A 22510-nucleotide genomic window follows, 5' to 3' on the forward strand; every position below is an offset into this window, starting at 1 on the left:
CGGGCTCAGGGTTCCGGAACCCCGGGCAGGCCGGTCTCGACGCCGTCCAAGGCGTGCGAGCAGACGCAGTCGCGGTCGGCGGGCAGTGCCTCGACCGCCTTGAAGAGCACCCCGCGCAGCCGGTCGACATTGCGCGCGAAGACCTCCAGGACCTCCGCATGGGTGACCCCCTCACCGGCCGTCACACCGGCGTCGAGGTCGGTGACCAGCGCGAGCGAGGTGTAGCAGAGCCCGAGCTCGCGGGCGAGCACGGCCTCCGGGTGGCCGGTCATGCCGACCACCGACCAGCCGCCGGCGGTGAACCAGCGGGACTCGGCCCGGGTGGAGAACCGCGGGCCCTCGATGACCACCAGCGTGCCGCCGTCCACCGGCTCCCAGGCTTGGGAGCGGGCGGCGGCGAGCGCGGCGGCCCGGCCGTCGGGGCAGTACGGGTCGGCCATCGACACGTGCACCACCTCGGGGACGGTGCCGTCGGGCAGTGACAGCCCGTCGTAGTAGGTCTGCACCCGCCCGGAGGTGCGGTCCACGAACTGGTCGGGGATCAGCAGGGTGCCCGGGCCGTACTCGGGGCGCAGCCCGCCGACCGCGCAGGGTCCGACCACCTGGCGGGCCCCGAGCGAGTGCAGTGCCCAGAGGTTGGCCCGGTAGTTGATCCGGTGCGGTGGCAGCTTGTGCCCGCGGCCGTGCCGGGGCAGGAACGCGACGGTGCGCCCGCCGATCCCGCCGAGGAACAGCGAGTCGCTGGGCGCACCGTACGGGGTGTCGACGGTGATCTCGGTGACGTCGTCCAGCAGGGCGTAGAGGCCGGAGCCGCCGATGACTCCGATCTCGGCCCGCTGTGCGGTGTGCTGATCAGTCATACCTAATGATGCACCGTCGGACGCAGCACGCTCTTGAAGGCTGGGACGTGCCAGCGGCCGGCGATCTCTTCCTCCTCCCGGTCTCCTTCCCCACCGTGCCGTTGCCGCCAGTAGGGGTTGTCGTGCGGGAGGTGGCCGCTGACTCTGCCGTACATGCCGAAGGAGGCGATCACCAGCCCGAAGATGAAGCTGAAGATCACATTGGTCATCCGGAACGCCAGCCGGTTCCAGGTGCCGTCGAGCGCGATCAGGCCGACGAAGCCCGCCACGAAGAAGATGAAGCCGACGATCATATTGAGCCAGGAGGCGAAGTTGCCGCCGACGATGGCGCCGATCATCAGGATCGCGCCGAAGATGATCGACAGGACGCCGAGCGCGCCGTTGCTGGACATGCCCGCGGTGGTCTTGCCGTGGACGCTGGAGAAGCCGACGTTGCCGGCCAACCCGAAACAGCCCCAGATCAGCAGCGCCAAGCCGGCCAGGCCGGCTCCGAAGCGGTAGATCTGGGCCAATCGGTGGTCGACGGGAAGTTCGTCCTGCAGTTTCATGACGGCCTCCACTGCTCCTGACGGCCCTCACCGGAGGGTTCCCGAAGGAAGCGGCGGGTTGGCCGCTTCCGGAAGCTCTGGCTCCACGCTACGCCGGAAGCCACGGCGCAGCGCTTCGAGCGGGATTGACGGTTCCCGGCCGGATCCGACTGGGCCGAGGATCCCGAAAACGGAGGCGTAGTGTCACCGAACGCACACGCAACGACGCGAGCGGCGGCGCTCGTTCAGGGCTGGGCGGGTCATTCCCCGGTGCCGCCGCAGGCGGGGGCACCGAGCAGCCGGACCGTCGGGGCGGTGGTGGCGTGGAGCTCGAGGACGGTGATCTCGTTGCGGCCGGGCTTGAGGACCGCCGCAGGCACGTAGAGGGTCTGCTGCGGGCCGCGCGAACAGCCCGACCAAGGGCGGATCCAGCTCCTGGGCGAGCCCGAAGCCGCCGCGCTGCCCCGCCGGCTCTCCGGCGGCCAGCGTCAACGGGCGCCGATCGCACGGGCCTTGGCGGTCGAGCCGGCCGTCCTGGTGCTGGACGCGGCGGCCCTGGCGCGATCGGCCGCCGGCGCCGCGACCTCGTGTCGGACCTGGCCACGGACCGACCCGGTCACCTCCTACGGGGTCCACCACCGCCCCAGCGTCCGAACATATTTGACGCAACGACATGTGAACGCCACCGTCGCTCGCTAACCTCGCGCGCGTACATGCCAGAAAGGCTCGCCCCCGCTCTCGGAGGTCCCATGTCCGTCCTGCCCGCTCTCGCCCGCCCGGTTCGCCGGGCGGCCGTCCTGCTCGCCGCCGTGGCCTGCGCGCTACCGCTCGCCACCGCGCCGTCCGCCGCCGACACCGGTGGCCTGTCGCTCGCAGCCGGCACCTCGGTCGGCATCCACAACACCTATGACGACACCACCCAGTTCCCCTACCTCGCCGACGCGCTGGACACCGGGGCCTCGCTGATCGAACTGGACACGTGGGTGGATCCCTTCACCCACGAGTGGAAGGTCAGCCACGCCAACCCGCTTGGCAACAACAACAACTGCGTCGACGCGTCCAGCCCCGCCGACCTCTACCGCGGCGGCGCCAACAAGGACCTGGGCAGTTGCCTGGACGACATCCGGATCTGGCTCGCGGCCCACCCCGGACACCCGCCGATCATGGTCAAGCTGGAGATGAAGGCGGGATTCGACGCCACGATCGGCCTCGGCCCGACCGAGCTGGACGCGCTCGTCCAGACGCACCTGGGCGCGGACGTCTACCGCCCGGCCGACCTGTTGGGCGGCTACCCGACGCTCGACGCCGCGGCGCGGGCCGGGAACTGGCCGACCCGCTCGGCGCTGGCCGGCAAGGTGATCCTGGAGGCGATCCCGGGGACCTTCGAGATGAACAACCCCTTCGACCATCTGTGGACCGACACCGAGTACGCCCAGCATCTGGCCGCGCTCCAGGCGGCGGGCACCCTCGGCCAGGCGCAGATCTTCCCGTCGGTGCTCGGCGCGGCCTCCGGTGACCCGCGCACCCGCTACCCCGACGCCTCGCTGCGTCCGTGGTTCGTCGTCTTCGACGGCGACGCCCACGCCTTCGTCGACGGCGGCATCGACACCTCCTGGTACGACACCAACCACTACCTGCTGGTGATGACCGACGCCCAGAACGTGAACCCGGCGCTCTCGGACACCGCCCCGAGCCAGGCCGACGCGCTCGCCCGGGTGGCCCGACTCGCGGCCGCGCACGCCTCGTTCGTCTCCTGCGACTGGACGGGCCTTCCGACGGTGCTGGCCGAGCAGCTCACGCGCGGCTAGCACCGGAAGCTTCGGGCCGTCCGCCGGACACCGGGGCCGGAACGGTCACGGACGAGCCGAGTGAAGCCGGGCAGCCCGGTCCGGCACCGAGCGGATCAGCAGCAACGCGATGTCGTCGGTGCGGTGGTCGGCGTGGCCGGCCTGGCCGATCAGCGCGTCGGCCAGTTGGTCCAGCGGCGCCGCCCCGTGCCGGGCGAGGGCGGCGGCGAGCACCGCCTGGGCCTGCTCGATGTCGGTGCCGGGCGTCTCGATCAGGCCGTCGGTGTACAGCAGCAGCGTGGTGCCGATCGGCAGCGCGATCCGGGCCTGCGGGTAGTCGGCGCTCGGGTCGACGTTCAGCACCATTCCGCTCGGCGGCTCGAGCAGCCGGGTACTGCCGTCGGGGTCACGCAGCAGGGGGGCGGGGTGGCCGGCATTTGCCAGCCAGGCCTCCCGGCCGGCCAGTTCGACCCGCAGGTACGCGCAGCTCGCGAGCAGCGTGGTGCCGAGGTTGATGACCAGGCGGTTGGTCCGGGCAAGCACCGTGCTGGGGTCCGCGTCGGCGGTCGCGAAGGCGCGCACGGCCGTGCGGATCTGGCCCATCAGTGCGGCGGCGTTCACATTGTGGCCCTGCACGTCGCCGATCACCACGGCCACCGCGTCGCCGTCCACCGGGATGATGTCGTAGAAGTCGCCGCCGACCTCCATGCCCTCGGTGGCCGGCAGGTAGCGGGCCGCGGTGGCCAGGCCCGGCACCACTGGCAGCGTGTGCGGCAGCAGGCTGTCCTGCAGGCCGTGGGCGAACTCGAACTTGGTGTCGTAGAGCTGGGCGCGGTCCATCGCCTGTGCGATCAGGCCGCCCAGGGACGTCAGCACGGCGCGCTCCTCCAGGCTGAAGCGGTGTGGCTCGGCGAAGGCGAGCACGCAGGTGCCGATCAGCCGACCGGAGGTCATCAGTGGCAGGTAGGCCCACGCGGCCATGCCGTCCTGGGTCTCGCGGCGACCGGCGTAGAGCCGCTCCAACTCGGCGCGGTTCTCGAAGAAGGCCGGCACCGGGTTCGTCGAGGCCTGCACGCCTGGGGTGGACGCGGTCAGCGGGGTGCCGTCGAACTGGTCGACCAGCCCGGCCGGATAGCCGCGGTGACCGACGATCCGCAGCTTGCCGCCCTCGGTCATCAGGATCGCGACGGCCCGGCCGCCGAAGGCCGGCACTATCTGGTCGGAGACCATGCCCACCACGTCCTGCACAGTGGCTGCCTCGGTCAGCGCGCTGGCCAGGTGCAGGATGTGGTACAGCGCGCCGGGGCGGGTGTGCGCGAGCGGCTCGGCGGTGACGTCGGAGGCCGACGGCTGGCGCTGGCCGACAGCGGCCGTGTCGATCCGTACCGTCAGTCCGGTCGCGTCCGGGAAGAGCCGGAACGAGAGCCATCGGTCCGGCGGCCTCAGCGCGACGAACGAGGTGGCCTGTCCGCTGATCACCGCCGCGCGGTAGTGGTGGTCGTAGATCGGGTCGCGCAGCCACGGCAGCGCCGACCACGGCTTGACGCCCAGCAGTTGCTCGACCGGCTTGCCGAGCAGTTCGGCTGCGGTCGGCGTGACGAGGTTGAGCCGGCCGTCGTGGCCGATGCCGCAGAGCCCCTCCGGCAGCCGGCCAGTCACGGCGGCGAAGGTGTCGGCCGGCGCCGGCGGGTTGACTGGCACCGGCCGCGGTCCCGGTCGGACCGGACGGCCGGACCGGGCCGCCGCCGTCAGCAGCTCGGCCAGCTGGGCGGCGAGCGCGCTCAGCCCGTGCTGCTCGTCGGGCGACAGCTCGGCGGGGTGTGCGGCCGGCCAGATGAAGAACGCCACGCCGTACGTCGTCCCGCGTGAGACCAGCGGCACGGTGCCCAGGCAGAACGCGTACGGCATCGCGACCGCGACGCGCGGATACCGACGGGCCAGCTCCTCGGGCCCGGCGACCCAGACCACCCGGCCGGCGCGCACCGCGTCGGTCACCGGGAGCGGCGCGGCCATGGCCACGTGCTGCCAGGGCCGGGTGAACTGCCGGGCGGCCCCGAGGATCATCAGCAGCTCCAGCAGCTCCCCGTCCTCGGAGAGCAGGTAGAGCCCGCCGCTGTACGCGCCGATGCGTTCGGGGGCCGCCCTAAGCAGCTGGGCGAGCGCTTCGACGGTGTCAAGGGCATCGTCGGCGGGCGGCTCGGCGCCTGTCGATCCGAGCCGCGCGGATTCGGGCCGTGATATGCCCACCGCAAACCACCTCATCCGCGCCCGACGGGGCGTGCCCGCGCGGTCCTGTTCCTATGGTGGCCCGTCCGGGCGTCCCCTGTCCCACCCGAGTCGTGCGCGAGTTCCGTCGGACCTGCGCGAACGGCCCGCGCCCCCGGTTCCGGGGCGTGGACCAGCCCGGACCGGCCGCCGTGGTGACCCGTAGTATGCGGAGTACCGGATACGTATACCTATCACCGCCGTTCCGCACTTCCAACGCCCAACACGGGTCGGCTTCGTCGAAGGAGATCAGCAAGACCCATGGGGCACCGCCGGCCTGCGCGACCGCGGCCGGGAGCTGGTGAAGGCCTTCACCAACTGGTGTGCCTCTTCACTTCGACGACGGGCACCCGGGTTTCTGGGGCCTGCGTCCCGGTCGGCGACGCCGGGGGGCAAACGCGGTCGACAGAGCACTCTCTTCACAGTTTAAACAGATACGAACAGCTCCGTACCGCATCATCGGCACAGGGCTGTCCGATGTTCCCCAGATCGTCAGGTTGCCTGCTAGACCGCACTCTCATGGCGCATAACGAGCGGGTTTCGAAATCGCACAGGTTGATCCAGACACTTGACGCCTGCTGTGAACCACGCGTTTCCTGTGAGTCAACGCGTTTGATTACGTTGCTTTCCGATCGGTTGTGTTAATTCGGACCGGTCGCTGATGACCTTCCCTTCAGGAGCCGCGCCATGGGTCCCACCCTCCGCCACCGCATCGCCCCCGCCGCCGCACTCGGCATCGCCACCGTGCTCGCCCTGACGGCGTGTTCGACCGGCCAGACCTCCTCCGGTGCCGCGGCCGCGGTGGCACCGGTGACCGGCAAGATCTCGCTCACCTACCTCCAGAAGCAGGGCGACCAGCAGTACTTCGTCGACGAGGCGGCGGGCGCCAAGGCCAAGGCGGCCGCGCTCGGGATCGATCTGAAGGTCGTCGACCTGGGCAGCGACGCCAACAAGACGGTCAGTGAGGTGCAGTCCGCCATCGCGCAGAAGACCAACGGGCTGATAGTCGTCGTCCCCGACCCGGCCGTCGGTCCCCAGGTCGTGCAGATGGCCAAGGACGCCAAGACCGCGTTGCTCACCTCCGACGACCAGGTCTGCGCCACCGGCCCCAGCCCCGCCAAGTGCGCCAAGACCGACCTCGTCCCCCGGATCGGCTTCTCCGGCCAGCAGATGGGCCAGCAGGTCGGCCAGCGCGCCGCCGAGGAGTTCAAGAAGGCCGGCTGGAACCCCGCCGACACCCGGATCATCTCCGCCTGGCAGCAGGACGTGACCGTCTGCGGCGACCGGGTCAAGGCCGCCAAGGACGCCTTCAACCAGGCCGTCCCCGGCGTGCAGAACATCGACGTCGCCACCGACAACACCCCCACCGGCGCCCAGGACAAGGTCGCCGCCACCATCACCGCCAACCCCGGCGTCAAGCACTGGGTCGCGTGGGGCTGCAACGACGAGAACGTCCAAGGCGCCGTCACCGCCCTGCAGAACGCCGGCGTCACCCCGGACAACATCGACGGCGTCGGCCTGGGCGCCTACCTCGCCTGCAAGGACTGGGGCAGTGGCAAGCCCACCGGTATGAAGGCAGCACTCTTCATCAACGGCAAGGATGTCGGTGCCCTGGCCGTCCAGACCATGTACGACAAGCTCAAGAACAGCAAGGACTTCCCCCAGGAGGCCTTCGCCCCCACCCAGATGGTCGATGGCACCAGCTGGCAGTCCGCCGGTGTCTCCTGCAGCTGACACCGCACCAAACCGCCGGTGCGGCAGCGCTGTCACGTGTTGCCATGCGTCGCCGCACCGGCCCGCCCTCGCACAACCACCGGAAACGCTCTGCCTGTGAGGCCCCGATGACCGCACCCCGACCCTTGTCCGCCGCGCCACCCGGCGGATCAGCCGGCCTGACCGCCGAGGGCGTCTCCAAGCGCTTCGGTACCGTACAGGCCCTGCGCGACGTCACCGTCACCTTCCACCCGGGGCAAGTGACCGCCCTGATGGGGGAGAACGGCGCGGGCAAGTCCACCCTGCTGCGGATCCTCACCGGCGACCACCGGCCCACCGAGGGCCGCGTCCTGCTCGACGGACAGCCCCTGACGCTGTCCTCACCGGTCGATGCCCGCAAGGCCGGGATCCGGATCATCCCGCAGGAGCCGGAGATCATCCCGCACGTCTCGGTGGCCGAGAACGTCTACGCCGGCTCCCTCCCGCGCGCCGCCGGGCGGCGCCTGGACCTGGCCGAGCTGCGCCGCCGAATCACCGCCGACCTGGAGCGCCTGGGCTTCGACAAGGTGCTCGACCCCGACCTGCTGGGCTCCGAACTCACCGCCGCCCAGCGCCAGCTGGTGGAGATCATGCGGGCGCTCACCGGGTCGACCCCGCCCCGCGCAATCGCCTTCGACGAGCCCACCTCCTCGCTGTCCGAGCACGAGGTCGACGCGCTGTTCTCGCTGATCGGCCGACTGCGCGACGACGGAATCGCCGTCATCTACGTCTCCCACCGGATGAAGGAGATCTTCCAACTCGCCGACCGCATCGCCGTGCTGCGCGACGGTCAGGTCGCCGGGGTCGTCGATGCCGCGACCACCGACGAAGGCGCGCTGGTGCGCCTCATGGTCGGCCGCGACCTGTCCGCCCTCTTCGTCCGCCAGCAGGTCGCCACCGACCGGGTCGTCCTCGACGTCAAGAACGTCACCACCGACGATGTGACCGACATCAGCCTCCAGGTCAGGGCCGGCGAAGTCGTCGCGCTGGCCGGCCTGATCGGCGCCGGGCGCTCCGAACTCGCCCTCGCCCTCAGCGGGGACGCGCCCATCCGCTCCGGAACGGTGGAACTGAACGGCGAGGTGCTCCGCCTGAAGACCCCGCGCGACGCCATCAACGCCGGCATCGGACTCGCCCCCGAGGAGCGCAAGGCCCAGGCGCTCTTCCTGCAGCGGTCCATCCGCGACAACACCTCGCTGGTCAACCTCGGCCGACTGCGCCGGTGGCGGTTCGTGAAGAAGCGCCAGGAACGGCATCTCGCCCAGGAGTTCACCGACCGGCTGCGGGTGCGCACCCCGTCCATCGAGGCCGAGGTCCGAACCCTGTCCGGCGGCAACCAGCAGAAGGTGGTCCTGGCCCGCTGGCTCGCCCGCAAGCCCGCACTGCTGATCCTCGACGAGCCCACCCGCGGCGTCGACATCGGCGCCAAGGCCGAGATCTACCACATCGTCGCCGACCTCGCCCGCGAAGGCACCGCGGTCCTGCTCATCTCCTCCGAGCTCCCAGAGGTCCTCGGCCTCGCCGACCGCGTCGTCGTCATGCAGAACGGCCACACCACCGGCGAACTCGCCCGTGCGGAGGCCTCCGAGGAGGCCATCCTCGCCTTGGCCATGGCGGACGACCTCGCCGACACCGGCACCACTGCCCACCCCTCGACCGGAGTTGCCCGATGAGCACCAGCACCGCCCCCACCACACCGCCGCAGTCCGCAGCGAGCGAGCATGGCGATGAGCAGCGGCGCAGCGGCCTGCGCGCGCTCCTCGCCACCGTCGGCGGCCAGAACCTCAGCCTCATCGGTGCCCTCGCCCTCGTCGTGGCCCTGTTCGGCTCGCTCAACAGCAACTTCCTGAGCTGGGCCAACATCCAGGTCATCGCCGAGGCCGCGACCATCTCCGGCCTGCTCGCCGTCGTCCAGACCGTCGTCATCATCTGCGGCGCACTCGACATCTCGGTCGGCTCCCAGGCCGGACTCGCCTCCGTGGTCAGTGCCATGGTGTTCACCTCCACCGGCGCCAACCCGTTCGCCGGTATGGGGGCGGCCATCGCCCTCGGCGCCCTGATCGGCCTGTTCAACGGCGTGGTGATCGTCTACGGCCGGGTCAACCCGACCATCGCCACCCTGGCCGGCCTGGCCGCCTACAAGGGTGTGGCGCAGTTGGTCTCCAACGGCTCGGCCCAGGGCTACGTCCTCAACGACCCGGTCTTCATCTTCCTCAGCCGCGGCAGCATCGCGGGCCTGCCGGTCATGGTGTGGCTGCTGATCGTGGTCGCCGCCGCCATCCACGTGCTGCTGAAGTACACCGACATCGGCCGCAACATCTACGCCATCGGCGGCAACGACACCGCCGCCCGGCTGGCCGGCATCAACCTCAACAAGTACCTGATCTCCGCCTACGCCCTGTCCGGCATGGTCGCCGCGCTCGCCGGTATCCTGCTCACCGCCCGCACCGGCTCCGGCCAGCCGGTCTCCGGCAGCGAGGGCCTGGAGCTGCAGTCCATCACCGCCGCCGCGCTCGGCGGCTGCGCCCTCAAGGGCGGCAAGGGCGGCATCGGCGGCACCCTGCTCGCCGTCGCCCTGCTCGGTGCCCTCTCCAACGGCCTGACCGTCCAGGGCATCAACGCCTTCTGGCAGAACGTCGCCCAGGGCGGCCTGCTGGTCGCCGCCGTCGTCATCCAGCAGCGCCGCAGCGGCGAGCGGGCGGTCGGCCTGCCCGCCTAGCCGTGCGTGCGCGCATGGCGCGCGCCCAGACCCCCGCCTGGACGAGTCACACCAGGCCGCCTCGACGATGTGGTTGGCCGACTCGTCCACTGGGCGGAACGGGCGGTGGGCCGCTGAGGGTCGGCCGAACCGCCACCTGCCTGCCGGTGCCGCCTCCCAGCGGCACCGGCAGGCGAGCGTCGTTCGGAGCCGGCCCGGGAGTACGGCCTCCCGGTGCCCACGGTCACCTTCCTCTTCAACGGCGACGAGGAGGTCGGCTCCCGCTCCTCGCGTCCGGTGATCGAGGACATCGCGCACCACGCCGACGTGACACTGGTACTGGAACCGAGCGCGCACGGCGCGGTCAAGACCGCCCGCAAGGGCAACGGGACCTTCCGCGTCACCGCCAGCGGCGTCGAGGCGCACGCCGGACTCGCACCCGAGGACGGGGCCAGCGCCATCACCGCACTGTCCGAATTCGTGGTCGCCGCCGCGGCCGTCGCCGCCCCCGCACTGGGCACCACGATCAACCCCGGGCTGATCACCGGCGGCTCCGCCGCCAACGTCGTCGCCGGGCCGGCCACCGCGAGCGTCGACATCCGGGTCAGCAGCGAGGCCGAACGGGAACGCGTGGACGCGGAGTTGGAGGCCATCAAGGTCAGCGACCCGCGGGTCCGGATCGACATCGACCACGCCTGGAACCGGCCACCGATGACCCTCAACGCGGCCTCCGCACCACTCCTCGGCCTCGCCCGCGAAGTCGCCCGCGAACAGGGCCGCGACGGACTGCCCGCCGCCGCCGTCGGCGGCGCCAGCGACGCCAACTTCGTCGCCGCCCTCGGCCTGCCGGTCCTGTGCGGCATGGGCGCGGTCGGCGACGGCGCCCACGCCCAGGGCGAGTTCATCTACCCCGACACCGTACCCACCCAGACCGCACTGGTCGCGGGCCTGCTCGGACGGTCGGCCGAACCGCTGCACAGCTGAGCGGCGACACCTCCTCGCCAACCCACGGCGAGGGGGCCGCCACCATCACCAACGACACGCCGGTCGACCAGTGCCGATCCTGGCGACTAATTACTCCTTACTGGCTCCGGAGCGTGCACCCTAGCCATACGCTGGGTGGCCTGTCATAGTCATGGCATGTGCGGGATAACCGGCTGGGTAGCGTTCGACAGCGACGTGAGGCAGCAGCGGCAGGTGGTCGACGCGATGACCGCGACGATGCTCTGCCGGGGCCCGGACGCCGGCGGTGTGCACCTTGAGCCGCATGCGGCGCTGGGCCACCGGCGGCTGGCGGTGATCGACCTGGTCGGCGGTGCGCAGCCGATGACGGTGGAGGAGGACGGGCGCCTGCTGGCCGCGATGACCTACAGCGGCGAGGTCTACAACTTCCATGAGCTGCGCGCCGAACTGGAGGGCCACGGCGTGCGGTTCCGCACCCGCAGCGACACCGAGGTGGTGCTGCGCGCCTACCTGCGCTGGGGCGCGGACTTCGTCACCCGGCTTAACGGCATGTTCGCCTTCGCCATCTGGGACGCTCGCCGCGAGGAACTGCTGCTGGTCCGCGACCGCATGGGCATCAAGCCGCTGTACTACTACCCGACCGCCGACGGCGTGCTGTTCGGCTCCGAGCCGAAGGCGATCCTGGCCCACCCGCAGGTGCCCGCCGTGGTCGACCGGGACGGGCTGCGCGAGCTGCTGGCCTTCGTGAAGACCCCGGGGTACGCGATCTACCGGGGCATGGCGGAACTGAAGCCCGGCCACTGGCTGCGGGTCCGCCGCGAGGGCCTGACGGTCCACCAGTACTGGCGGCTCGGCGCTCGTGAGCACACCGACGACCTCCCCACCACCATCGCCACCGTGCGGGAGCTGCTGACCGACACCGTGCGGCGGCAGCTGATCGCGGACGTGCCACTCTGCTCGCTGCTCTCCGGCGGGCTGGACTCCAGCGCGGTCACGGCGCTCGCCGCCCACGGGCTGGCCGCCGCCGGCGCCGGTCCGGTGCGGTCGTTCTCGGTGGACTTCGTCGGCCAGGCGCAGAACTTCCAGCCGGACGAGCTGCGCGGCAGCCTGGACACCCCGTTCGCCCACTCGGTGGCTCGCCACATCGCGGCCGACCACCAGGACATCGTGCTGGACGCGGCCCAGCTGACCGATCCCGCGGACCGGGACGCGGTGCTGCGCGCGGCCGACTTACCGACCGGCTTCGGCGACATGGACACCTCGCTCTACCTGCTGTTCCGGGAGATCCGGCGGCACTCCACGGTGGCGCTCTCCGGGGAGTCCGCGGATGAGCTGTTCGGTGGCTACCGCTGGTTCCACGATCCGGCCGCGGTGGCTGCGGAAACGTTTCCCTGGCACGCCGACATGCACCAGATCACCGGCCGGGGCGCCGAACCCCGGCTGTCCCTGCTCGACCCGGGGCTGCTGGCCGAGCTGGACCTCGCCAGTTACATCGCCGACAGCTACTCCGACGCCATCGCCGAGGTCGAGCACCTGCCGGGCGCCGACCCCAAGGAGCGGCGGATGCGGGAGATCTGCCACCTGCACCTGACCCGGTTCGTCCGGATGCTGCTGGACCGCAAGGACCGGATGAGCATGGCGGTCGGCCTGGAGGTCCGGGTGCCGTTCTGCGACCACCGACTGGTCGAGTACGTCTACAACACGCCCTGGGCGATGAAGACCTTCGACGGGCGGGAGAAGAGCCTGCTGCGGGCGGCGGCCGCCGACCTGCTGCCGGACGACGTGCTGGCCCGGGTGAAGAGCCCCTACCCGGCCACCCAGGACCCGGACTATCCGCAGGCCCTGAAGGCAGAGCTCGCCCAGGCCTACCGGGACCCCAAGGCCCCGCTGCACGCCCTGGCCGATCCGGTGGCGGTGACCCGCGCCCTGGCGCCCGACCGGGATCCGCGCCACGACCGGCCGGCCACCGAGCTGCTGCTGGCGCTGAACCGCTGGCAGCGCCTCTACCCGGTCTCGCTGCTGCGGTAGCGCCGGCGAAATGCTACGCGCCGACCGGCGGTGGGGCGCCGGTCAGCGCGGGTACTCGTCGTCGTCCACCGGGACCTGACGGGTCTGCTCGACCGCGTCGGCCACATCGGCGGCGGCGTCCAGGGAGAGCTCGGCACGCGGGGTGGGCTGCTCGTCGCTGCCGGACTCCAGGTCCTCCGGGTCGTCCATGGCGTCCCGGGCGTCGACGGCGTACTCAGTGGCGTTGTCGGTCATGACCTCACCCCTTACAGCTACGGGGCTCGGGCGGCCCCTGCTGTCTCCAACACTTACCCGACCTGCGCCGTCCCACGCAGCACCCGGGTGAGACGTCGGCGTGTTGTCCGAGCGGGGTTCGGCGGACGCTCAGGTCCAGGAGGTGTCACGCTTGGCGGTCATGCGGCCTGTCCTCCCTCGTGCGGCGGGTCGTGCGGCGACAGGCCGACTGGATCGGTGCCCTCCCCTGTTCGGCACCGACCCAGTCCGGCTCGGTCGTCATGAGCCTGCCGTAGGCCGCTCACGGGCGGGTAACATCCCGATAATGGACCATCAACAAGGGCCCCGGCAGGGCCGCCCGACCACCCCTGACGAGCCTGTCGCCGGGCTGCGATTCGGGTTGCTCGGGCCCTTGACGGTCCACGACGGCACCGGTACGGCGCTTCCGGTCAGCTCGCCGAAGGTGCGTGCGCTACTCGCCATGCTGCTCCTGGAACCCGGTCGAGTGGTATCCCGCGACCGGCTGACCGGAGCGCTCTGGGGCGAGCACCCGCCGGCCACCGCGCCCACCTCGCTCAACAACCACGTGGTCCAGCTGCGCCGACTGCTCGGCCCCGGAGGCCCGGCCCGGCTGCGCACCGCCGCCCCCGGCTACCTGCTCCAGGTCGGCCCAGCCGAGCTGGACAGCGCGGTCTTCACCGAACTGCTGGACCTCGCCCGCGGCGCCCGCCGGGCCGGCGACTGGCAGGCCGTCAGCAGTCGCTGCGCCGAGGCGCTGCGGCTGTGGCGCGGCACCCCGCTGACCGATCTGCCGTCGCTGGCCGAGGAGGCGCTGCCCCATGTGCAGCAGCTCCAGGAGCTGCGGCTGCAGGCCCTGGAGTGGCAGTTCGACGCCGAACTGGAGCTGGGCCGGCCGCACGGCGTGATCCCGGAGCTGAACCGGCTGACCGCGGAGCATCCGCTGCGCGAGGCCTTCCACCGCCAGCTGATGATCGCCCTGCACCGCACCGACCAGCGGGCCGAGGCGCTGGCGAGCTACCAGCGGCTGCGCCGCACCCTGGTCGAGGAGCTGGGCATCGAGCCCGGCCCCCGGGTCCGGGCGGCGCACCAGGAGATCCTGCGCGCCGAGCAGCAGGCCGCCGAGGCGCAGGAGGACGCCGAGCTGCCGGCGGTGGCCGCGGGCGCCGGCCTGCCGCGGGACGTGGCCGGCTTCACCGGGCGCTACGAGGAGCTGGAACGGCTGCTGGCGGCCTGCCGCACCGACCGCCCCGACGGCTCGGTGCGGATCCTGGCCCTGGACGGCATGCCCGGGGTCGGCAAGAGCGCCCTCGCCGTGCACGCCGCGCACCGGCTGGCCGCCGACTTCCCGGACGGGCAGATCTTCCTGCCGCTGCACGCCCACACCCCCTGCACCCCGGCCGTCGAGCCGGCCGACGCGCTTGCCGCGCTGCTGCTCACCGTCGGGGTGGCACCCCAGCAGATCCCGCCGGACCTGGACGCCCGGGCCAACCTGTGGCGCAGCCGGCTGGCCGGGCGCCGGGTGCTGCTGCTGCTCGACGACGCCAGCGGCAGCGAGCAGGTCCGCCCGCTGCTGCCCGGCTCCCCCGGCTGCCTGGTGCTGGTCACCAGCCGCCGCCGGCTGCCGGCGCTGGGCGACGCGGTGCCGATGACGCTGGGCGTGCTGCCGCCCGACGAGGCCGCCGAGCTGTTCACCGCCACCGCGCAGCGACCCGACCTGGCACCGGACCAGCCGGCCGTGGTCGAGGTGGTCCGGCTCTGCGGCTACCTGCCGCTGGCGATCCACCTGACCGCCGCCCGGCTGCGGCACCGGCGGGCCTGGTCGGTGGCCGACCTGGTGCCGGACCTGGAGGCCGCCGCCGGCCGGCTGGCGGCGCTGCGGGCCGAGGACGTCTCGGTGGCCGCCGCCTTCGACCTCTCGTACCGGGATCTGACCCCCGCCCAGCGCCGGCTGTTCCGCCGGCTCGGGCTCAACCCCGGCGACCACTTCGACGCCCGGGCGGCCGCCGCGCTGGACGGCACCGACGTGGCCACCGCCCGCCGCCTGCTGGAGGAGCTGGAGGACCACCACCTGGTGGACGAGCCGGTCCGCAGCCGCTACCGGATGCACGACCTCATCCGTGAGCACTCCCGGGCGCTGGGCACCATGGACGACCCGTCGGTGCGGCACGCCGCCGTGGGCCGGCTGCTGGACTCCTACCTGGCCACCGTGATCGAGGCGGGCCGCCGGCTGGCGGTGCGCCGGCACCGTTGGGTGCCCGCCCAGCGCACCCCCGGGGCCGAGCTGCCCACCGAGGAGGCGGCCACCGCGTGGCTGCGCGCCGAGCGGGGCAATCTGCGGGCGGCGATCGAGTACGCGGCGGCCAACGGGCATCCCGACCACGCGATCCGGCTGCCCGCCGCGCTGCACGACTTCCTGCGCACCCAGGGGCACTGGAACCAGGCGCGGGCGCTGCACCGGATCGCCCTGGAGACCGCCCGCAGCAACGGCGACCGGTTCGGCCAGGCCGAGGCGCTCACCCACCTGGGCACCTTCCAACGGCTGACCGGCGAGCACGAGGCCGGGGCGGAGCATCTACGGCTCGCACTGGAGCTCTTCCGGCACTTGGACGACCCGTCCGGGCAGGCGGCCGCGCGGGTGCAACTGGGCGCCATGGAACGGACCTTCGGCTGCAACACCCGGGCCCGTGACCACTTCGCCGAGGCACTGAGCCTGGCCCGCGGCGCGGCCGACGCTCCCGGCGAGGCGGAGGCGCTCAGCCAGCTGGGCATCCTGGGCCGGATCACCGGCGAGTACCCGGAGGCGACCACGCACACCACCCGGGCGCTGCTCCTCTTCCGGGAGCTGGGCAACCGGACCGGGCAGACCGCCGCGCTCAGCGAGCTCAGCCTGATCCAGCAGCTCACCGGCGACGTGCCGGCCGCCGAGGAGAGCCTGCACCAGGCGCTGGAGCTGTGCCGGGCCCGCGACGACCGGCCGGGCGAGGCCTATGCGCTGGCCAGCCTGGGGTCGCTGCAGCAGCTGACCGGCCGCTACCAGGCGGCCGAAGCGACGCACCGCCAGGCGATGTCCCTCTACCGGGGCCTGGGCAACCGGATCGGCGAGGCCAACGGGCTGATGGCGCTCGGCGCGGTCCGCCTGGTCATCGGCCAGTACCAGAGCGCCGAACAGGACCTGCTGCAGGCTAGCGCGATGTACCACGAGCTGGACGAGGCGCGCGGGCGGATGAACACCATGGCCTACCTGGGCGTGCTGCGGCTGGCCACCGGGCGGCCGGCCGCGGCGGTGGAGAACCTGCGGGCCGCGCTCGCGCTCTACCGCGAGCAGGGCGACCGGCTCGGCGAGTCCCGGGTGCTGGCCTACCTGGGGGACGCGCTGCTCGCCCTGGGCCAGTACCCGGGGGCGGAGGAGCACCTGCGGGCCGCGCTGGCGCTCTGCCGGGAGCGGGGCGACCGCGGCGGCGAGGCCGAGGTGCGCAACATCCTGGGCCGGCTGCTGAACGCCGGCGGCCGCCCGGACGCGGCGCACCGGGAGTTCACGGCGGCGCTGGACGGCGCCCGGGCGGCCGGCTCCCCGCTGGAGCAGGTGCGCGCGCTGACCGGCCTGGGCCGCCACGCGCTGCGCACCGGCCGCCAAGCGGAGGGCACCGGGCAGCTCCAGGACGCGCTGGAGCTGGCCCGGCACCTCGGCGTCCCGGAGGCCGCCGAGCTGGGCGAGCTGCTGGCCGGCCTGCCCAGCCGAGCCGCCGCCGGCTGCTGACGGCGGGTCGGCCGGGCGGTCAGCCGGCCGGACGCACTGACGGCACGTCAGCCGGTCGGCGCAACGGCGGTTGCGCGGCCGGGCCCGGCTGGCAGGCTGGACCGGGGGCAGGCCCGGCGGAACGGAGTGCGGTCTCGGTGAGCTACGCCCACTGGACGGAACGCGTGCTGTCCTTCCTCATCGACATGCTGGCCTGCTTCGCGCCGAACATCATCGCCGGCGCGGCCGACCCCGGCAACGAGACGCTGCAGGCCGGCCTGCTAGGGCTCTCGCTCCCGCTGCTCGCCTACAACCGCTGGTACCAGGCCGGGCGCACCGGGCAGAGCTGGGGGCGGCAGCTGTTGGGCAGCGAGCTGGTCGGTGCGCAGGACGGCCGGCCGACCGGGATGCTGCGCGCCTTCCTCCGCGACCTGGCGCACCTGCTGGACGCGATCCCCTGCTTCCTGGGCTTCCTCTGGCCGCTCTGGGACGACCGCCGGCAGACCTTCGCCGACAAGCTGGCCGACACCGTGGTGCTCGGCGACTGACCCGGCCCGGCACGGCAGGGCGCCGGCCGGCATCCGACGACCGCACCCCGGGAGGGGCCGATGACCAGCGCGCAGCAACCCCCGCCCGGCCGATTGGGCAGACTCGGCGCCTGGTGCGCCCGTCACTTCGTCCTGGTGGTGGTCTGCTGGCTGCTCGCACTGGCCGGCCTGCACATCCTGCAGAACACCGTCGGCGGCACCTACTCCGACGACTTCAACCTCCCCGGCACCCAGTCGGACACCGGCCTGAACCTGCTCAAGACGCACGCACCCGCTTCCGGCGGCACCAGCGCCCAGGTGGTGCTGAACGACGCGCAGGCCCCGCTCTCCGCGGTGTCCGGGCAGACCGGCCAGGTGGTCGCCAACCTCCAGCAGCTGCCGCACGTGCTCTCCGCGGCCGGACCCACCGTCTCCCAGAACGGACACATCGGCTACCTCACGGTGCACTTCGACACCAACCCCACCTCGCTGGGCAAGTCCTACCTGAACCAGGTGGACACCGCGGTGGCCCCGCTGCGGAACGCCTCCGTGGAGGTCGAGTACGGCGGCCCGCTGGGCGAGTTGGCCCGTCCCAAGGCCACCGACCTGACCAGCGAGGCGATCGGCTTCGGGGTCGCGGTGGTGGTGCTGCTGATCGGCTTCGGCAGCGTGATCGCGGCCGGTCTGCCGCTGGTCAGCGCGCTGGTGAGCGTGATCGTCGGCTTGAGCTGCCTGAGTCTGCTGGCCGCCGCCTTCACCTTCGCCACCGTCTCCCCCACGCTGGCCACCATGATCGGTCTCGGGGTCGGGATCGACTACGCGCTGTTCCTGATCACCCGTCACCGCCAGCAGCTGATGGACGGCCGGGATCCGGTCACCGCGGCCGGGCGCGCCACCGGCACCAGCGGCCGGGCCGTGCTGGTCTCCGGCTGCACCGTGATCATCGCGCTGGCGGGGCTGTACGTGTCCCGGGTCGCCTTCATCGGCAAGCTCGGTGTGGCCGCCGCGGTCACCGTGGTCACGGCGGTCCTCGGCGCGCTCACCCTGGTGCCCGCGCTGCTCGGCTGGATCGGGCCGCACATCGACCGGTTCACCCTGCGCCGAGCGGTCGCCGAGGAGCCCGAACAGCCGGACGGCGCGGAGCCGGCCGTCCCGGCCGACGGCCTGGCCCGCTACGCCCGACGCGTCGCCGACCGACCCTGGTGGTTCCTGGCCGCCGGCCTGATCGTGATCGGGGTGCTGGCGATCCCGGTGTTCTCGATCCGGCTCGGCCACATCGACGACGGCGCCGACCCGACCAGTTTCACCGACCGCCGGGCCTACGACCTGATCTCCACCGGCTTCGGACCGGGCGCCAACGGCCCGCTGACCATCGTCGTCGACCAGAGCGCGGTGGCCGCGGCCGACCGCCAGGCGCTGGCCGGCAAGGTGCAGCAGGCGCTCACCGGTGTGCCCGACGCCGCGAGCATCAGCCCGCCGCAGCCGACCTCCGACGGGGATCTGCTGCTGGCCACCGCCATCCCCATCGGCCGGCCGCAGAACGCCACCACCACCAGCCTGTTCGACCACCTCCGCAAGGACGTGCTGCCGCAGGCCCTCGCCGGGACCCCGGCCAAGGGCTACATCACCGGCACCACCGCCGCCCAGCTGGATTTCATGGAGCTGATGACCAGTCGGCTGCCGGTCATCATCGCGGTGGTGGTCGGCCTGGCCTTCCTGGTGATCCTGACGGTGTTCCGGGGCGTGCTGGTCGCGGTCAAGGCCGCGGTGCTCAACCTGCTGTCGATCGCCGCGTCGTACGGCGTGGTGGTGGCGGTCTTCCAGTGGGGCTGGGGCGGCCCCGCCCTCGGCGTCTCGGGGAAGGTCCCGATCGAGAGCTATGTGCCGATGATCATGTTCGCCATCATCTTCGGGCTGAGCATGGACTACGAGGTCTTCCTGATCTCCCGGGTGCACGAGTTCTGGCTGCGCACCCACAGCGGGCACGACAGCGTCGCGCACGGCCTGCGGATCACCGCCCGGGTGATCAGCTGCGCCGCGCTGATCATGGTCAGCGTCTTCGCGGCGTTCCTGCTCAGCCATGCCATCGTGGTCAAGATGCTCGGGCTGGGCCTGGCGGTCAGCGTGCTGATCGACGCCACCGTGGTGCGCCTGCTGCTGGTGCCCGCGGTGATGGTGCTGCTGGGCGGCCACGCCTGGTGGACGCCGCGATGGCTGAACCGCCTGCTCCCGCACATCGACCCCGAGGGCACCACCACCGACCGGCCGTCGGAGAACCGCGGGTGACGTCGGGGCGAATTCTCGACGACGGTCGTCAAGGGGAGCCTGGATCCGGCCAGTTGCGCGGCGAGTGGCCCGGCCCGATCCGGCTAGGGTGCGGGCAGGCCGTTGTCCGTACAACTCGATCGGAGCCCCCGTGTCCTCGTCCAGCCGCTGGCCCGCCGGGCCGCGACGTGTCCTGGTGGTCGGCATCGACGGCGTCCGCCTCGACCTGCTGCCGGAGCTGAACACCCCGCACCTCGACGCGGTGGCGGCGGCCGGGTTCCTCGCCCCGGTGGAGGTGGACGACGCCACCCCGACCATGTCCGGGCCGTGCTGGGCGACCATCGCGACCGGTGTGACGGTGGCCAAGCACGGGGTGTGGGGCAACCACCTGGGCGGCAACCGGCTGGACGTGTTCCCGGACTTCACCACCCGGCTGGCCGCCGTGCACCGCCGCCGCACCTTCGCCGCGGGCGGCTGGGAGCCGCTCTTCCTGGCCCGCCAGGGCGGCCCGCTGTTCGCCGCACCCGGCCGGCTGTCCTACATAGCCCCGTTGGAGGACACCCCCGAGGACTGGGAGGTCTGCGACGAGCGGGTCACCGCCGAGGCGGTCACGGTGCTGGCCGGGGACGACGACCCGCAGGCGAGCTTCGTCTACCTGGGCGCCGTGGACGAGACCGCGCACTTCCTCGGCTGCGGTGCCGAGTACCGCCGCTCGATCGAGGCGGCGGACGCCCGGCTCGGCCGGCTGCTGGCGGCGCTGCGGGCCCGGCCGGGGTACGCCGACGAGGAGTGGACGGTGATCGTGGTGACCGACCACGGCCACGTCGACGCCGGCGGCCACGGCGGGCGCAGCGCCCAGGAGCGCACCGCCTGGGTGGCGGCCTGCGGGCCCGGCCTGGTGCCGGGCGGCGCGGTGCTCCCGGTGCGCCACGTGGACGTGGCGGCCCAGGTGTTCGCGGCGCTGGAGATCGTCCCGGATCCGCACTGGACGCTGGACGGCCGCCCGTTCACCCCGGCGGCCGAGCTGGTCCCGCAGGCCTGACCGCCGTCAGAGAGCCTTGACCAGCTTCTCGAAGGCCAGGTCGTCGCGCTTGGGCAGCCCGAACCGCTCGTCGCCGTACGGGAACGGCGACAGCTCGCCGGTGCGCCGGAAGCCGCGCCGCTCGTACCAGGCGATCAGGTCCTCGCGCTGCACGATCACCGTCATCTCCAGCGCGGCGGCGCCCCACTCGGCGCCGGCGAAGCGCTCGGCCTCGGCGAGCACGGCGCGGCCGACCCCGCCGCCCTGCTGGGCCGGGCGGACCGAGAACATCCCGAAGTAGGCACCGGACGTGCGGCGCTCCAGCGAGCAGCAGGCCAGCAGCGCCCCGTCCCGCTCGGCGAGCAGCACCACGGTGTCGGGCTGGGCCAGGGTGGCCGCCAGCGACTGCGGGTCGGTGCGCTGGCCGTCCAGCAGGTCGGCCTCGGTGGTCCAGCCCGCCCGGCTGCTCTCGCCGCGGTAGGCGGACTCGACCAGCTCCACCAGGGCGGGGACGTCCGCAGCGGTGGCGGGGCGGAAGGCCAGGTCGGGGGCGGCGGTGGCCATGGCGGGGCTCCTCGGCTGTTCGAATCTCCAGGGTGTCCGGGCATCGTGCCACAGCCCGCCGACCACCCGGACGGAGCAATTCCCGATGAGTCGCCACGCGGTCACGGTTAAGGATGGGACGGTAACCGTACGCAATCGAACGGTAGGGATCCGCCAGCCATGAAGCCGCGCTTCTTCGCGATCGTGACCGCCGTCCTGATCGGCCTGCTGGGGATCGGCGCGGCCGCCGTCACCCAATGGGTGCCGGTCGCCACCCCCACCGCCGGCCGCGCGGCCGGCGCGGTCCGGCCGGCCGGCGCCGCGTCCGCCTCCCCCACCGGCGACCCGGCGGTGTGGACCCGCAGCACGCTGCGCAACAAGCTGATGGCCGAGATGCAGGCGACCGACCCCGGCGTGGCCCTGGCCGACCTGGACAAGATCACCAAGGAGAAGCCGTACACCGTGCGGTTCTGCCACCCGATCGCGCACGAGCTGGGCCACGCGGCCGTGAAGCGCTACAACCACGACTTCCAGAAGGTGCTGTCGTTTCCGCACGACACCTGCGCGGCGGGCTACCTGCACGGCGCGGTCGAGGAGATGCTGGCCGGCTCCAGCGATCCGACCCGCGACCTGCTGAAGCTCTGCGAGCCGCAGATGAGCGGCCCGTGCGTGCACGGCGTGGGCCACGGCACCATCTACGTCACCAACCAGGACGTGCCCAAGGCCCGTGACCTGTGCAGTGAGTTCGGCAGCGACAGCCGGATCATCACCTGCTCCGAGGGCCTGTTCATGCAGCTCTTCTCCCCCGACGAGGAGGACGAGAAGGCCAAGTCGCTGGTCCCGCTCGACAAGCTGTCCGCCGACCTCTACCCGTGCCCGCAGCAGCCCGTGCTGTTCCAGTCCGCCTGCTTCTTCTACGCGCCGACCCTCTACCTCTCCTCGCACGACTACCCCAACCACCCGGAGATCTACGGCCAGGCGCTCAAGTGGTGCCTGAACGCGCAGGCCGGCGGCGGCGCCAACGACTGCAGCCGCGGGCTCGGCTCGCGGCTGATGAAGTACAACCTGGACCGGGAGGACTGGGCGGGCCAGCAGTGCGCCACCGCGGCCGACGGCTGGCAGCGCAAGGCCTGCACCGAGGGGCTGGTCAGCTACTACACGGTCAACTACACCGATGCGGGGGCGGCGGGCCGGCTCTGCGCCAAGCTGACCGATGAAGAGATCGCCCGGTACTGCCGCTCGGCCGCCCACCTGTCGGGATCGCTGGACTGACCACCTACTGGAACGGCCCGGCTGACCTGCGC

The 22510-nt window shown here is 72.4% G+C and carries 15 protein-coding genes and 2 pseudogenes; 12 read left to right on the forward strand and 5 right to left on the reverse strand.

What is annotated here, in order from left to right; genetic code table 11:
* Positions 1-5 precede the first annotated feature (5 nt).
* Positions 6-860, reverse strand: coding sequence for an S-methyl-5'-thioadenosine phosphorylase (locus P3T35_RS19530; RefSeq protein ID WP_101378891.1), 855 nt, complete (start codon positions 858-860; stop codon positions 6-8).
* Between the two features lie 2 nt (positions 861-862).
* Positions 863-1408, reverse strand: a complete 546-nt coding sequence (locus P3T35_RS19535) for a DUF4383 domain-containing protein (protein ID WP_101384810.1) — start codon at positions 1406-1408, stop codon at positions 863-865.
* 414 nt (positions 1409-1822) lie between these two features.
* On the opposite strand from P3T35_RS19535, the pseudogene P3T35_RS19540 reads away from it, so the two are divergent.
* Together P3T35_RS19540 and P3T35_RS19545 are read left to right on the forward strand one after the other, a co-directional pair.
* Positions 1823-1939: pseudogene (locus tag P3T35_RS19540) on the forward strand (ATP-binding cassette domain-containing protein); the annotation flags it as partial.
* A 197-nt stretch (positions 1940-2136) separates the two neighbouring features.
* The gene (locus P3T35_RS19545) at positions 2137-3195 is read left to right on the forward strand and encodes a phosphatidylinositol-specific phospholipase C domain-containing protein (protein WP_101378892.1); all 1059 of its coding nucleotides are present in this window, start codon (positions 2137-2139) and stop codon (positions 3193-3195) included.
* Between the two features lie 45 nt (positions 3196-3240).
* Here the strand turns inward: P3T35_RS19545 and P3T35_RS19550 are convergent, their stop codons facing one another.
* Positions 3241-5421 (reverse strand): SpoIIE family protein phosphatase, encoded by a 2181-nt coding sequence (locus P3T35_RS19550; RefSeq protein ID WP_280707014.1) that lies wholly within the window; start codon positions 5419-5421, stop codon positions 3241-3243.
* A 705-nt stretch (positions 5422-6126) separates the two neighbouring features.
* Between P3T35_RS19550 and P3T35_RS19555 the strand changes: the two genes are divergently transcribed.
* The 5 genes and pseudogenes from P3T35_RS19555 to asnB all read left to right on the forward strand — a co-directional run bounded on the left by P3T35_RS19555 (position 6127) and on the right by asnB (position 12880).
* On the forward strand, positions 6127-7173 hold the full coding sequence (locus P3T35_RS19555; RefSeq protein WP_101378894.1) for a substrate-binding domain-containing protein: 1047 nt from the start codon (positions 6127-6129) through the stop codon (positions 7171-7173).
* A gap of 107 nt (positions 7174-7280) precedes the next feature.
* The gene (locus tag P3T35_RS19560; RefSeq protein WP_101378895.1) at positions 7281-8864 is read left to right on the forward strand and encodes a sugar ABC transporter ATP-binding protein; all 1584 of its coding nucleotides are present in this window, start codon (positions 7281-7283) and stop codon (positions 8862-8864) included.
* Positions 8861-9910, forward strand: coding sequence for an ABC transporter permease (locus P3T35_RS19565; protein ID WP_101378896.1), 1050 nt, complete (start codon positions 8861-8863; stop codon positions 9908-9910). Before P3T35_RS19560 ends, P3T35_RS19565 begins: the two co-directional genes overlap by 4 nt.
* Before the next feature lie 192 nt (positions 9911-10102).
* Positions 10103-10873 (forward strand): annotated as a pseudogene (locus tag P3T35_RS19570) (M20/M25/M40 family metallo-hydrolase); the annotation flags it as partial.
* Between the two features lie 156 nt (positions 10874-11029).
* Positions 11030-12880, forward strand: a complete 1851-nt coding sequence (gene asnB / locus P3T35_RS19575; protein WP_101378897.1) for an asparagine synthase (glutamine-hydrolyzing) — start codon at positions 11030-11032, stop codon at positions 12878-12880.
* A 42-nt stretch (positions 12881-12922) separates the two neighbouring features.
* On the opposite strand, the gene P3T35_RS19580 is transcribed toward asnB, so the two are convergent.
* The gene (locus tag P3T35_RS19580) at positions 12923-13114 is read right to left on the reverse strand and encodes a hypothetical protein (RefSeq protein WP_101378898.1); all 192 of its coding nucleotides are present in this window, start codon (positions 13112-13114) and stop codon (positions 12923-12925) included.
* A 304-nt stretch (positions 13115-13418) separates the two neighbouring features.
* On the opposite strand from P3T35_RS19580, the gene P3T35_RS19585 reads away from it, so the two are divergent.
* The 4 genes from P3T35_RS19585 (at position 13419) to P3T35_RS19600 (ending at position 20684) form a co-directional block, all read left to right on the forward strand.
* The gene (locus P3T35_RS19585) at positions 13419-16871 is read left to right on the forward strand and encodes a BTAD domain-containing putative transcriptional regulator (RefSeq protein ID WP_180356317.1); all 3453 of its coding nucleotides are present in this window, start codon (positions 13419-13421) and stop codon (positions 16869-16871) included.
* A 137-nt stretch (positions 16872-17008) separates the two neighbouring features.
* Positions 17009-17398 carry an RDD family protein gene (locus P3T35_RS19590; RefSeq protein WP_101378900.1) on the forward strand — a complete coding sequence of 130 codons (390 nt, stop codon included), beginning with the start codon at positions 17009-17011 and terminating at the stop codon, positions 17396-17398.
* A gap of 60 nt (positions 17399-17458) precedes the next feature.
* Positions 17459-19663: an MMPL family transporter gene (locus P3T35_RS19595; RefSeq protein WP_101378901.1), complete on the forward strand. Its 2205-nt coding sequence runs from the start codon at positions 17459-17461 to the stop codon at positions 19661-19663.
* Between the two features lie 130 nt (positions 19664-19793).
* Positions 19794-20684, forward strand: coding sequence for an alkaline phosphatase family protein (locus P3T35_RS19600; protein WP_101378902.1), 891 nt, complete (start codon positions 19794-19796; stop codon positions 20682-20684).
* A gap of 6 nt (positions 20685-20690) precedes the next feature.
* On the opposite strand, the gene P3T35_RS19605 is transcribed toward P3T35_RS19600, so the two are convergent.
* The gene (locus tag P3T35_RS19605; protein WP_101378903.1) at positions 20691-21227 is read right to left on the reverse strand and encodes an N-acetyltransferase; all 537 of its coding nucleotides are present in this window, start codon (positions 21225-21227) and stop codon (positions 20691-20693) included.
* A 159-nt stretch (positions 21228-21386) separates the two neighbouring features.
* On the opposite strand from P3T35_RS19605, the gene P3T35_RS19610 reads away from it, so the two are divergent.
* On the forward strand, positions 21387-22478 hold the full coding sequence (locus P3T35_RS19610; RefSeq protein WP_101378904.1) for a hypothetical protein: 1092 nt from the start codon (positions 21387-21389) through the stop codon (positions 22476-22478).
* Positions 22479-22510: the final 32 nt, after the last annotated feature.

This window comes from Kitasatospora sp. GP30, from assembly GCF_029892145.1.
GTDB lineage: Bacteria > Actinomycetota > Actinomycetes > Streptomycetales > Streptomycetaceae > Kitasatospora > Kitasatospora acidiphila.